12 protein-coding genes are annotated in these 12,487 nt (G+C 45.6%); 2 read left to right on the top strand and 10 right to left on the bottom strand.

Features of this window, described 5'->3' with window-relative positions:
• Positions 1 to 146: 146 nt before the first annotated feature.
• Positions 147 to 1,481, bottom strand: coding sequence for a PhoH family protein (locus ACFVQB_RS21820; protein ID WP_024628438.1), 1,335 nt, complete (start codon positions 1,479 to 1,481; stop codon positions 147 to 149).
• 242 nt (positions 1,482 to 1,723) lie between these two features.
• Here ACFVQB_RS21820 and ACFVQB_RS21815 point away from each other — a divergent pair, with 242 nt between their 5' ends.
• Positions 1,724 to 2,419 (top strand): YhcN/YlaJ family sporulation lipoprotein, encoded by a 696-nt coding sequence (locus tag ACFVQB_RS21815; protein WP_379443853.1) that lies wholly within the window; start codon positions 1,724 to 1,726, stop codon positions 2,417 to 2,419.
• Positions 2,420 to 2,426: 7 nt separating this feature from the next.
• Here the strand turns inward: ACFVQB_RS21815 and ACFVQB_RS21810 are convergent, their stop codons facing one another.
• The 6 genes from ACFVQB_RS21810 to ACFVQB_RS21785 all read right to left on the bottom strand — a co-directional run bounded on the left by ACFVQB_RS21810 (position 2,427) and on the right by ACFVQB_RS21785 (position 8,202).
• Positions 2,427 to 2,879, bottom strand: coding sequence for a pyridoxamine 5'-phosphate oxidase family protein (locus ACFVQB_RS21810; RefSeq protein WP_379443850.1), 453 nt, complete (start codon positions 2,877 to 2,879; stop codon positions 2,427 to 2,429).
• Positions 2,880 to 2,978: 99 nt separating this feature from the next.
• Entirely contained in the window at positions 2,979 to 4,040 is a 1,062-nt protein-coding gene (locus ACFVQB_RS21805) for an LCP family protein (RefSeq protein ID WP_379443848.1), read from the bottom strand.
• Positions 4,041 to 4,131: 91 nt separating this feature from the next.
• Complete coding sequence (locus ACFVQB_RS21800; protein WP_079349632.1) at positions 4,132 to 4,428, bottom strand: YlaH-like family protein; 297 nt, start codon at positions 4,426 to 4,428, stop codon at positions 4,132 to 4,134.
• A gap of 312 nt (positions 4,429 to 4,740) precedes the next feature.
• A complete protein-coding gene (typA, locus tag ACFVQB_RS21795) occupies positions 4,741 to 6,582 on the bottom strand; it encodes a translational GTPase TypA (protein ID WP_379443845.1) in 1,842 nt (613 codons plus the stop codon).
• A gap of 176 nt (positions 6,583 to 6,758) precedes the next feature.
• Positions 6,759 to 7,253: a hypothetical protein gene (locus tag ACFVQB_RS21790; RefSeq protein ID WP_379443843.1), complete on the bottom strand. Its 495-nt coding sequence runs from the start codon at positions 7,251 to 7,253 to the stop codon at positions 6,759 to 6,761.
• Between the two features lie 289 nt (positions 7,254 to 7,542).
• Positions 7,543 to 8,202 (bottom strand): TerC family protein, encoded by a 660-nt coding sequence (locus tag ACFVQB_RS21785; protein WP_379443841.1) that lies wholly within the window; start codon positions 8,200 to 8,202, stop codon positions 7,543 to 7,545.
• A 105-nt stretch (positions 8,203 to 8,307) separates the two neighbouring features.
• Here ACFVQB_RS21785 and ACFVQB_RS21780 point away from each other — a divergent pair, with 105 nt between their 5' ends.
• On the top strand, positions 8,308 to 9,009 hold the full coding sequence (locus ACFVQB_RS21780) for a TerC family protein (protein ID WP_379443839.1): 702 nt from the start codon (positions 8,308 to 8,310) through the stop codon (positions 9,007 to 9,009).
• Positions 9,010 to 9,140: 131 nt separating this feature from the next.
• Here the strand turns inward: ACFVQB_RS21780 and thiI are convergent, their stop codons facing one another.
• The 3 genes from thiI to ACFVQB_RS21765 all read right to left on the bottom strand — a co-directional run bounded on the left by thiI (position 9,141) and on the right by ACFVQB_RS21765 (position 12,477).
• Positions 9,141 to 10,385 (bottom strand): tRNA uracil 4-sulfurtransferase ThiI, encoded by a 1,245-nt coding sequence (thiI, locus tag ACFVQB_RS21775; RefSeq protein WP_379443837.1) that lies wholly within the window; start codon positions 10,383 to 10,385, stop codon positions 9,141 to 9,143.
• A gap of 6 nt (positions 10,386 to 10,391) precedes the next feature.
• Complete coding sequence (locus tag ACFVQB_RS21770; RefSeq protein WP_379443835.1) at positions 10,392 to 11,540, bottom strand: cysteine desulfurase family protein; 1,149 nt, start codon at positions 11,538 to 11,540, stop codon at positions 10,392 to 10,394.
• Positions 11,541 to 11,715: 175 nt separating this feature from the next.
• Complete coding sequence (locus tag ACFVQB_RS21765) at positions 11,716 to 12,477, bottom strand: lytic transglycosylase domain-containing protein (protein WP_379443833.1); 762 nt, start codon at positions 12,475 to 12,477, stop codon at positions 11,716 to 11,718.
• Between the last annotated feature and the right edge of the window lie 10 nt (positions 12,478 to 12,487).

Raw genomic sequence — 12,487 nt, 5'->3', positions numbered from 1 at the left:
CTGCCAAAAAACAGTTTTCCGATATTTTGCATACCTCGAGCATATCGAGTTCTGTGCAATAACTGATTTTTATTTTTTCAGCAAAAAAACCGGCCCAAAGAGCCGGTTTAATAGAAACATTTTCCGGGAAATAAACTCCCGTTACCTTACAATAAATCCGCTGCAAGCTGAGCCAACTTGGATCGTTCTCCTTTTTCCAGCATAATGTGTCCGCTGATTCCCTCTTGCTTGAATCGCTCCACAATATACGTCAAACCATTACTTGCTGAATCCAGATAAGGGTGGTCTATTTGCTCAGGGTCACCCATTAAAATAATCTTACTGCCTTCGCCCACCCTCGATACAATGGTCTTTACTTCATGTCGAGACAAGTTCTGCGCTTCATCGATAATGATAAACTGTCCTGGTATAGACCGTCCACGAATATAAGTGAGTGCCTCAACCTGAATACTGCCAAGACCCATCAAAATTTTATCAATGTCGCCTGCTTTTTTGGTATCAAACAAAAATTCCAAGTTATCATAAATCGGTTGCATCCATGGTCTTAGTTTTTCTTCTTTCTCTCCAGGGAGATAACCGATATCTTTACCCATCGGAACAACCGGACGAGCGATCAATAATTTTTTGTACTTATGATCATCCTCCACTTTAAGCAAACCCGCAGCAAGCGCCAACAAGGTTTTCCCCGTACCCGCCTTCCCTGTAATCGTGACAAGTGGAATGTCATCATTGAGCAGCAGTTCCAGGGCCATACGCTGTTGCGCGTTACGTGCACTGATGCCCCATACATTATCATTACTCAGGAAAAGTGGTTCCAGCTTCGTTCCCTCTGTATTTACTTTGAGCAAAGCAGATTTATTGGTTCCCATCTCATCCTTGAGAATTACAAATTCATTCGGGTAAAGCGAATAAGACAACTGTAACGGTTTGATCGGTAGAAAGCGATATGTGTAAAACTCATCAATGACCGAAGGATGAACCTTGAGGGCAGTATAGCCTGGATATAATTCACTAAGACCCGCCGTTCGATCTGATAAGTAATCCTGTGTGAAAAGACCGAGTACATCCGCTTTGATACGAACAAGCACATCCTTGCTGACCAGAACCACCTGTCGCTCAACGACCTCTTTCTCGTTTTCCTCAATCTGATAATTCAGCGCGACAGCCAAAATCCGATTATCGTTGGAAACTTCTCCAAACATTTCCTGTACTTTCACAAAACTGCGGTGATTCAGTTCCACTTTCAGATTGCCTCCATTAGCCAAAGGGACGCCACTGTGCAGATGTCCCAATTCACGCAACCCATCAAGAAGTCTCGATACATTACGGGCATTACGCCCAATTTCATCGGCATTTCTTTTTTTGGAGTCGATCTCCTCCAGTACAACCGCGGGAATGATTACCTCATGTTCCTCAAAGGCAAATATGGCATTGGGGTCATGCAGAAGCACGTTCGTATCCAATACAAAAATCTTTTTCATTCAATCCCCTCCAAAGCGGCGTCGTTAAAGGCATGGGCTAGAACGTGAACTCGGGAATGCCAGAATAAATCAAGATGTTTCATCATGTTTGGACGGTCCCTTTTCCCATTCCCGAGTTCATATTTGATAGTGTGATCTTTCAGCAGCGACATGGACAATCATGCTCCCATACATAAATGTATTCGACTAGGACAAAATAATTGTCAACCATTCTGAAAAACTCCAGGAAAGGATGAACATTTATGAAATATTGGGTTTGCACGCTGCTTCTGATCTTTATACTTACAGGCTGCAACAGTTCTACACGTAATGCCTCGCAGCAACAAGGTCAGCATGCCAAAGGTTACGGAGGAAATGTTACAACTCAGCAAGATCAACGAAAAGGATCTCACATGCTCAATACTCAGGAAGATCGATTGCACCCTTCTGCTGTGGACCATCTGACCGAAAATACAGGTGAGGTTCATAAGAAAAACGTCATGGACAACACCAAGGCTGATCGGATGCCCAACGAAAAAAGGGTCACCCACCTCAAAACACTTGCCAAGCAAGTGGAAGGTGTCAAAGATGCCAACTGTGTCATTCTTGGCAATACAGCCGTAGTTGGCATTGATGTTGACGGTGAACTGGAACGCGCACGAGTAGGTACAATTAAATACTCTGTAGCCGAAGCCCTCCGCAAAGATCCGGAAGGTGTGGATTCCATTGTTACCGCAGATGCTGATGTCACCGAACGCATTAAGGAAATTGGTGAACATATTCGTCAAGGTCATCCAATATCCGGTTTCGCTTCAGAACTCGCTGATATGGTGGGCCGCATCATTCCCCAACTACCCAAAGATGTCAAAGTCCGCCAAAATCCGGATGAACATGTAGAACGTGAACAACAAATGCAGCAGCTGCATTCTTCTGACAAAAGACAACAAAAAGCCCAGTGATCTCTCACTAGGCTTTTTTCATTGCAGTAAAAACCTGCTCATCTAATTTCTCAGCAGCACGCTGATCATATATTTTGACATATTGAGGCACAGAGGACAGTTGGGCTCCATAAAAAAGGGCATTCCTCACCGCTTCAATGGAAATGTCGAAACAGCACATGTTAAACGGAACATCCTGTAACGGATTTTGTCGTACGGAAGCACGTCCGTTTACCGCATACACCATCTCTTCTCCAAAAATGGTGACGGTAATGACCGGATTCTCGATCATATTGTTCACGAGACGTGAACGATGATCAATCGCCACACGAAGGGTAGAGGCATTCTCCGCATAAATCCAGGAGATTGCTGTTGATGTCGGACCTCCAGATTCAATGTCCACGGTGCTCAAGAGCACAAAGGTTTCGTTCTTGAATTGCTGTAAAAGAGATTCAGTCAATTGTGTGACGGCTTCGGACATCCAACCAGCCCCCTAATCTTCTTTATGCAATTCTTGATTCGTTGTTGATGTTATTATAGCATACCACCAAACTTGCTTCCAATCCCAAAAGAATGAATGTTACTCGGCTGTTGGAGATGCTGTTACTTTACCTGAAAGTGTATCCTGCAACGCCTGTTTGGCATTAGCCAATTCAGTTTCGTTGATATATACATATGGACTTCTCCACTCTCCGGTTACAGGTGTGTAATGCACATCCGATTTGGAAATATTCCAATAGGTTGAGATGAAGTTCTTCATTTGCTCCGATTCCACGTCTGTTGTCATGTTGTCGTCAACAGCGCCAATCACTTTACCAATCTTTGTTACTCCTCCCAGTGATTTCAACTGATCCAACATGGAATTCAACACTTGATTCTGACGTTTATTTCGATCAAAATCGTTGGATTCATCTGTCTTCGGCTTACAGTTCGATTTACGGTAACGAACAAAATCAAGGGCTTCTTTGCCATCCAAATGTTGTGCACCAGCCACCAGGTTAATATCCGTGCCATCGGCCGTATCTTTGTAACACATGTTTTTATCCACTGTCACATCCACGCCACCTACAGCATTAACCGCATCCCGGAACGCTTGAAAATTCAGTACCGTCGTATAATTGATATCCACATTCAGATATTTGCTCATCATTTCTTTCATTTGATCCTCTGCATTTTTGCCGGAGGTTTTTTCTTGCGCTTTAAATTTAGGATAATAAGAATTCAATTTATTCGCCTTATATCCATCCAGCTGAATACGTGTGTCCCGAGGTAAAGATACAATGGTTGCCGTCTTGGTCTCCGGATTTAGAGAAGCTACCATAACCACATCCGAGAGATACGTACCTGTTTCGGGACGGTTATCCGTACCTAGCAGCAACATCGTAATGGGTTTGGTTTTGGCTGACATTCCTGGCGGTACCGGCTTATCAATGCCCGTATCAGCTACCTGATTATATATCCAATAGAGATATCCACCACCTACTACAATCGCAATAGCCAATATACTTAAAACCAATCTGCCAAAGGTTCGCATCCGTTTCTTCTTCTTTGGTTGCTTGCCTTTGCCGTTCTTCGATCCAGAAGCGCCGGATTGAGTCGGTGCCTGTCTCCGTGGAGGCAATCCGTTAGAATTCGAGTTCATATCTTCAACACCTTTATCACATCTGTTTTTGGCCTATATATAAGACAACCGCTTTCCCTAAGGAAAACGGATGGTCTATACTATACAGAATTTATGAATTTCGAGCGGCAGCTTCCGCTTTTTTCTTTTGACGACCTTCAATAAAATAGCGCACTCGCACTAACAGCATCAAACCAACCGCCACCAGCAAACATTGAATAATTGGCAGCTTGTCGATTTGAAAAACAAGAAGCATGAATGTGCCCATCGCCATCAATATATAGAGAACGATTTCCTTACCAAGCGGTAATTTCTGACGTACCCGAAACACCTTGTTATATACGTAAGTAATCAATACAAAGATGACGATGTAGGCTACGATCGGGTGTGATGCGAACCATGCTTGCATGCACAGCCAGCTCCTTTCGTGTTCATGCTAGATATAAGTTAACTGGTTGATGGAACCCTGCCAACAATATTAATTACAAAACTCTGCATGTGACCGTTTCGGATTCGGATCGTTCTTTCGGTCGCTGTTATCCCCAGATTTTTTTGATCCATTTCTCAATGGTAAAATCCGGGGATAAAGGCGAACGCTTCGCTCCTACAGAATCGATTCCGTATCCTCCACTACTTTAGCGGGTTGTAATCGACGTCGATGGTGTATATATGTTCCATCAAACGCTAACTTATGTCATTTATTTTTAGTTGTAGTTAGGCGTTATTTTGCAGCCATTTTACGTTGTTTCTCTGCACGTTCACGCTCGGATTTGTTCAGGATCTTCTTACGAAGACGAATAGATTTCGGTGTAATCTCACAATATTCATCTTCATTCAGATATTCAAGCGCCTGTTCCAACGAGAAGATAATCGGAGTTTTAATTTTAACCGTATCATCTTTACCTGAAGAACGAACGTTAGTCAGTTGTTTTTCTTTGCAGATGTTAACAACGATATCATTGTCACGTGTATGTTCACCAACAATCATACCTTCGTAGATTTCAGTACCTGGCTCCAAGAAGAGAGTACCGCGATCCTCAACGCCCATCATTCCATAGAACGTAGACGTACCATTTTCAGTTGAGATCAGTACGCCTTGGTGACGTCCACCCACTTGACCAGATACCAGTGGAGCATAGCTGTCAAATGCATGGTTCATAACACCGTAACCACGAGTCAATGTCAGGAAGTTTGTGCTATATCCGATCAAACCACGTGCTGGAATCAGGAACTCCAGACGAACTTGTCCACTACCTGTGTTGATCATGTTAACCATCTCTGCTTTACGTGCGCCCAGGCTCTCCATTACGGAACCCATGCTCTCTTCAGGGATATCAATCAACAAGCGCTCAATAGGCTCCGTTTTCTTACCGTCAATTTCTTTAACGATAACTTCCGGTTTGGATACTTGCAGCTCGTAGCCTTCACGACGCATGTTCTCGATGAGAATACCCAGGTGAAGCTCACCACGTCCGGAAACGATAAATGCATCTGGGCTGTCTGTTTCTTCTACACGAAGTGATACGTCTGTTTCCAACTCTTTGAACAAACGTTCGCGCAGTTTACGGGAAGTTACCCATTTACCTTCACGACCTGCGAATGGACTGTTGTTCACGAGGAACGTCATTTGCAGCGTAGGCTCATCAATTTTCAGAACCGGCAATGCTTCTGGGTTGTTAGGATCAGCGATGGTTTCACCAATGTTGATGTCCTTGATCCCTGCAATAGCAACGATGTCGCCTGCTCCTGCTTCTTCTGTCTCAACACGTTTGAGACCTTGGAAACCAAACAGTTTTTCGATACGTGCAGTTTTGCTCTTACCATCACGCATAATAACCGTAACGGATTGTCCTTGACGGATCACACCGCGGTTAACACGACCAATGGCAATACGGCCAAGGTATTCATTGTAGTCCATCAAAGTTACGAGGAATTGAAGCGGCTCTTCAACATTCTCTGTTGGGTGAGGGATATGACTAACGATCGTATCGTAGATCGCCATCATGTTGTCATCCTGTTTAGCAGGATCATTGTCCATGCTGGATGTTCCGTTCAATGCGGAAGCATACACAACAGGGAATTCAAGTTGTTGATCATTGGCACCCAGTTCAATGAACAGGTCCAATACTTCATCAATTACCTCAGTCGGACGAGCCGCTGGACGGTCAATTTTGTTTACTACAACGATAGGTGTCAGGTTGTGCTCCAGTGCTTTACGCAATACGAATTTCGTTTGCGGCATACATCCTTCGTAAGCATCAACAACGAGCAATACGCCGTCAACCATTTTCATGATACGTTCCACTTCACCACCGAAGTCGGCGTGTCCTGGTGTATCCACAATATTGATCAGGTAATCTTTATAGGTAATAGCTGTGTTTTTGGCCAGAATCGTAATACCGCGTTCACGCTCCAAATCGTTGGAGTCCATTGCGCGCTCCTGTACCGTTTCGTGATCACGGAAAGTACCGGATTGCTGGAGCAACTTGTCGACGAGCGTTGTTTTCCCGTGGTCGACGTGGGCAATAATCGCAATATTGCGAATGTGTTCTCTTGAATGCATGGTTTGTATCCATATCCTTTCCAATTTCAATTCTTATCTACTAAACTTCCCGCAAATTCGCAGGTTACTCACCCAAAATAAGCGTCGGTGATATCCCGACGCATGCCTATATCCCTTATATTATAGTTGATCATAGGTAAAAATCAAGATATTTCGCTCGAAGACCGCTGGGAATGCTACCAACCTCTCCCTTGACGTCCTCGGCCAAACAGCAACCACATCCCGCCTACAATCAAAAGTACTGCCAGAACGTAGATAATACCGGTGTGAAGCAGTGTAAATCCGAAAAAAATAATTGAAAGGATGCCTACGCCCAATGCAACCGGAAGTACCATTGCAGGTCTTCGGTGATCAGCCAGTGCATATTCAATCAAACCAACGGCAATCCCAAGCAAAAATGCAGGCCAAAGATTGCTCATCAATCCGCTGCCCCATGTATTCGTGATTCCGAACAACAGACCATAAACGGTTAACGTACCTGCTGGAACGAGTGACCATGATGGCGTAAGCCTTGCATAATATAGTGCATGAAGAGCAATACCAGGCAACAAGATGAGCAAAGGCCAGAAGTGCCGTCCAATAAAGCCAAACACACCAAGTTTGCCAAGTAAAATAATTAAACCCGCAACTACAATAAATATCCCAATTGCTTTTTCATTTCTCATCCTCATCTACAATCACCTCTTATAACATTTGGCTATGTACCCGTAAGCTAAACTATAAGCATTCCATGATGACTGACTGTCCCCCAGCCTTCTTCTAGTGTAGCCGATGTGTATGCAAAAAACTACACTTTATGTCGTACTACTCCTCTCTCCATTATCCTGTATTACCCTAAACTGATCGCTCTATGACTTATTCAAGTTCGCCCATACCTCCAGATCAAATAAATACAGCAAAAAACTGCCCTCAAAGGGCAGTCAGCCAGAAAAATTTACATTTCCATTTGTTCAAATCAATTTACACGTTTCGACGAACGAACTTGTGCGCTCCTCCCACCGCTATTACAAGACAAGCCATAGCAACAGGCAGCAGTGTATGTGCCTCAGCTGCCAAGCCACCAAGCCACTGTCCCAGCTTCGGGTCATTCATCACCATCTCACCTGCTGTGAAGGCCAGAATACCTGAACCGGCAAACACCAGAATCGGAAATCGCTTCAATAATCCGACAATTAATCCGCTGCCCCACACCACAATCGGAATACTTATGGCAATCCCGATGACCGTGAGCGCCAAGTCCCCATCCGCCAGAGCAGCAATCGCGAGAACATTATCCAGACTCATGACAAAGTCAGCAATCAAAATGGTTTGGATCGCTTTCCAGGTCGTGGACGCCTTACGAATATGTACTTCATCTTCATTCTGAAGCAGCAGCTTGACAGCAATCCAGAGCAATAACAGACCACCAGCCGCCTGAATAAAAGGAATACCCAGCAGCAGCACGGCTGCAAAGGTTAACAAACAACGCAAAACAACAGCGCCGAAAGCCCCCCACCATACCGCCTGCTTGCGCTGTCTCGCCGGCAAATCCTTGCTTGCAAGTGCAATAACAACCGCATTATCTCCACTCAGAACCAGATTGATCATTAATATTTCGGTCAACAGCCATAGCGTATCCATGCTTCTCATCCCCCCACTCTAACTTGTATGTCAAAGTTGTCCATGCTATTCTTAAACGTTGAACAAGCTTTCTCAGGTTTCGATATATAGAAGGAGTGACATCGTATGGAGCTGTTTAGCCCCGCTTTTTGGCTAGCGTTGTTGAACGTTGTATTTATTGATCTAATTCTGGCTGGCGATAATGCCATCGTGATTGGTCTCGCGGCTCGAAATTTGCACCCTTCTGTGCAGAAAAGGGCGATTCTGTACGGAACAGGCGGTGCACTTTTGATTCGCATTGTAGCCACCGTGATTGTGCTCTGGCTGCTTAAAGTGCCTTGGCTGCTTCTTGTTGGGGGATTACTCCTGATCTGGATTGCGTACAAGCTATTGGCAGATCAAGGGGAAGAGCATTCGGATATCAAGGCTGGCAGTTCTCTCTGGGCAGCCGTGCGTACGATTGTCATCGCAGACGCTGCCATGGGGCTAGATAACGTCATCGCCGTTGCTGGTGCAGCACAGCAGCACTTGGTACTTGTTATACTCGGACTGCTGATCAGTGTACCTATTATTGTGTGGGGCAGTACGTTGTTTATCAAATTAATTAACCGTTTCCCTTGGATCATTTATCTTGGAGCTATCGTGCTGGGGTATACGGCTTCAAACATGATCACAGAGGAGCAGCGTCTTGTACCTTTCTTCACTGAGCATCCGGCACTGAGAATTTTATTTATCGTTCTCGTTACTGCTGGTGTCGTATTTGCAGGATATCGCAAACGTGCAAGCAGCAATAAACCAGGGGGAGAGCGACAGCACTCCTATTCCTAAGCTTTTTATAAATAATACTCCCATCAACCACAACCATAAAAAAGGACTGACCGATCAAACATCGGCCAGTCCTTTTTCTTCATGAAGATAACATAGTCCTTATTATGTCATTCAATCCAGAATGCGGGTTCTTAGAACCACTCTTCTTTCATTTCATTAGCTTCATCCTGCTGATTGATTACAATAAAGTTCTCGCCTGCATGCAGCGTAATTGTTTCTGTCTGTTCCACCGCCTGCTCCACCCATTCCGGCAGTTGACTCATGGTCGCTTCGATTTTGTCCACAATGCGAAGATTCGGGTTCGTTGTTGGGGATTTCGGTACAAAAAGAGTACAACAATCCTCATATGGCAGAATCGATATATCATACGTTCCAATCTGTTTGGATAGAGTTATAATTTCCTGTTTGTCCATCATGACAAGCGGTCGCAGCAAAGGCAGATCCGTCGCACGCCCAATGACATTCATGCTTGGCAGGGTTTGGCTCGCTACCTGGCCCAGACTATCTCCGGTAATCAGTGCAAGCGCACGTTCACGTTCAGCCAGCTTGGTTGCAATACGTAACATGGAGCGGCGCATCAGTGTGATGATCAAGTTATCCTGTCCCAGTTGGGTAAATGCTGTTTGAATTTCCGTAAAAGGAACCAGATGCAGCTTAATTATGCCTGCATGATCAGCAAGTGCACGCGCCAAATCAATGACCTTTTCTTTGGCACGCTGGCTCGTGAACGGATAACTGTAAAAGTGTACGCATTCCACTTCCAGGCCTCTACGCATCGAAGACCATGCCGCTACAGGGCTGTCTATGCCACCCGATAATAACAGCATCGCTTTTCCATTTGTGCCCAAGGGGAAACCGCCTACGGCCGGAATCACCTCACTGAAGATATACGTACCCTGATCCCGAATTTCCACACGCAGTTCAATGTCAGGTTGACGCACGTCTACACTTAACTGCTGGAATTTCCGAAGAATCGGGGAACCTACCAGATGGTTCATTTCATGCGAAGAATTAGGGAACTCTTTCCATACACGCCGCGCATTAACTTTGAATGTGGTACCTTCTTTGAATTCAGACTCTCTCTCATCCATAAAAGCGACGGCTGTCTCCACGATCAGGTCAGTTTCAGATGGGGTCACTTTAACCGGACTGATCGACATAACACCGAATACTCGTTTCAGCACAGCAATCAGTTCTGTATGAGATTCGCCACCCAGATCGACATACAACCGTCCAAACTCCTTCCGGAGACTTGCCCCTGGATAAGGTTTGAGCAGGGAACGTACCTGGGTGATGATTGTTTTTTCGAACCGGGCACGGTTTTTTCCTTTTAACATAAACTCTCCGAAACGGAGAAGCAGCATATCATATTTCATCTAAAATCACATCCGCCTTTCCAACGGGCGCAGCTGCGCCACCATCTGATGTAAAGCCTGCTCCAGCAGAGCCACATCTTCTTCTGTATGTTCATCTCCAAGACTAATACGCAATCCACCAGCAGCACAAGCATTATCCCTGCCCATGGCAAGTAATACCCTGCTAGGTTCAGCTGATCGCGAAGAGCAGGCAGATTGTGTAGAAACGGTTACTCCAAGCTGCTCCAGGGTATGCAGCGCCACTTCTGCCTTCATTCCAGGATAGGAAAAATGAACAATGTGCGGGGCACCCTCTTTACGACTATTTAGCACAAGTCCGGGAATTGTATCTATGACCTCCATAATACGATCTCGCAAAATCGTTGTACGCCGCGCAAAGTCAGCCTGACGTTCCGCTGCAAGACGCATCGCCTTCGCCATACCCACAAGCAAAGGAACGTTTTCAGTTCCCGCTCTCAGTCCCTGCTCTTGAGAACCCCCTGACAGTAGAGGCGTAAGCTCCACTCCACTTCGTACGTAGAGAAGACCAGCTCCTTTGGGACCACGAATCTTGTGAGCAGACAAGCTGTATAGATCCGCGCCCCATGCCGCAGGTTTAGCCTCCATTTTGCCAAAACCCTGCACGCCATCTACATGAAAAAGCACCCTTGGCGCTTCCTTTTTCAGTCGTGCTCCTACTTCAGAAATCGGATGTATTGCTCCTGTTTCATTGTTTACATGCATCAGACTCACAAGCACCGTATCCGATCTTATCGCATCCATCATCTGCTGGGCGCTAACCAGACCATCGGAATCCACAGGAAGCCAGGTGACCTCCCATCCCCACTGCTGTAGCTGCACAAAACTCTCATATACCGAAGCATGTTCCGTTGCAGTTGTAATAATGTGTTTGCCCCGAGACTGATACCGTAATGCCGCACCTTTAATGGCAAGGTTGTTGCTCTCGGTTGCACCTGAGGTAAATACGATTTCTTCCGGTTTGACATCAATAGCAGCGGCACAACCAGATCGCGCTCGGCGCAACAGTTGATGGGCTCGCTCACCGTATGCATGAATCGATGACGGATTCCCATATTGCGCCTCCATAATCTCGGCCATTGTACGAATGACATCCGGATGAGGAGGCGTCGTTGCTGCATAATCAAAATATTTCAAATGAGGTTCCCCTCCTTGTCTCTTCATTGTGGAATCTACAGTGAGCATTGTAACACGATCCCCGCTCAACACAAAAAGACCAAACAGGAACCAAGCACATTTAAGGCTCTTGTTCCCGCGTTTGATCTCTTACTGGATCGTACTGTTGTGTTGCCATTTCTTTGGTCTATACCATTTATACCATATATTTCGACTGCGCCTTCTCCACTTTGGAAATATAAGCCTGTGTTTCCGAAGGGAGGCGGTTAAGTACACTCATCAGTTCGGCGTCACTCGTTACACCCAGACTCGAAACCCGTCCCGGTCCGGCATTATAAGCAGCAAGTGCCATCTTCACCTCTCCACCAAAACGCTGGAGCTGGAGAGAAAGGTATTTGGTTCCACCATCTATATTTTGAGCGGGATCATAAGCGTTGCTTACCCCCAACCCTGCTGCCGTCCCATCCATCAACTGCATTAGTCCTTTAGCACCTGCGGAAGATACTACATTCGGATTGAAGCCGGATTCTGTATCAATAACCGCCTTGATCAAAGATTCAGGCACCCCATATTTGGCACTCGCTGAAGCAATCAATGATTCAAAATCCGTAGGTACAGATGCACCCGAATCCACTGCTCCAGTATTTAACAGGGAAGATAAAGAAACCACATTACTGTTCGAGGAAGAAACAGAACTTGCATCCGGGTTATACATGCTGCCCAGTTGCAGCCACAACAGACCGTCACTGGATCGTTTGGAGATCACAGCAGAGTTCACGTCTTCGCCTACGGTACCGGTATTGTTCGAAGAATTTGAATTCGCCCCAAGCAGCCCGTCCATCATACTGGCAAAATCCACTGTTGAACCGGAATTTCCATCCGATGCATTTGTTTCGTTTAGACTATTGGACAATTGCAGTTCCAGCAACTGCCGCGACGCGCGCGGATCAATCTGCATGAGTTATATT

The organism is Paenibacillus sp. NPDC057886, assembly GCF_042796655.1.
GTDB lineage: Bacteria > Bacillota > Bacilli > Paenibacillales > Paenibacillaceae > Paenibacillus.
This window is presented reverse-complemented; position numbering and strand designations above follow the sequence as displayed.

Bases quoted from the DNA above. Each gene is read 5' to 3' on its own strand.
- ACFVQB_RS21820 (WP_024628438.1), bottom strand. From the start codon at position 1,481: ATGAAAAAGATTTTTGTATTGGATACGAACGTGCTTCTGCATGACCCC.
- ACFVQB_RS21815 (WP_379443853.1), top strand. From the start codon at position 1,724: ATGAAATATTGGGTTTGCACGCTGCTTCTGATCTTTATACTTACAGGC.
- ACFVQB_RS21810 (WP_379443850.1), bottom strand. From the start codon at position 2,879: ATGTCCGAAGCCGTCACACAATTGACTGAATCTCTTTTACAGCAATTC.
- ACFVQB_RS21805 (WP_379443848.1), bottom strand. From the start codon at position 4,040: ATGAACTCGAATTCTAACGGATTGCCTCCACGGAGACAGGCACCGACT.
- ACFVQB_RS21800 (WP_079349632.1), bottom strand. From the start codon at position 4,428: ATGCAAGCATGGTTCGCATCACACCCGATCGTAGCCTACATCGTCATC.
- typA (WP_379443845.1), bottom strand. From the start codon at position 6,582: ATGCATTCAAGAGAACACATTCGCAATATTGCGATTATTGCCCACGTC.
- ACFVQB_RS21790 (WP_379443843.1), bottom strand. From the start codon at position 7,253: ATGAGGATGAGAAATGAAAAAGCAATTGGGATATTTATTGTAGTTGCG.
- ACFVQB_RS21785 (WP_379443841.1), bottom strand. From the start codon at position 8,202: ATGGATACGCTATGGCTGTTGACCGAAATATTAATGATCAATCTGGTT.
- ACFVQB_RS21780 (WP_379443839.1), top strand. From the start codon at position 8,308: ATGGAGCTGTTTAGCCCCGCTTTTTGGCTAGCGTTGTTGAACGTTGTA.
- thiI (WP_379443837.1), bottom strand. From the start codon at position 10,385: ATGAAATATGATATGCTGCTTCTCCGTTTCGGAGAGTTTATGTTAAAA.
- ACFVQB_RS21765 (WP_379443833.1), bottom strand. From the start codon at position 12,477: ATGCAGATTGATCCGCGCGCGTCGCGGCAGTTGCTGGAACTGCAATTG.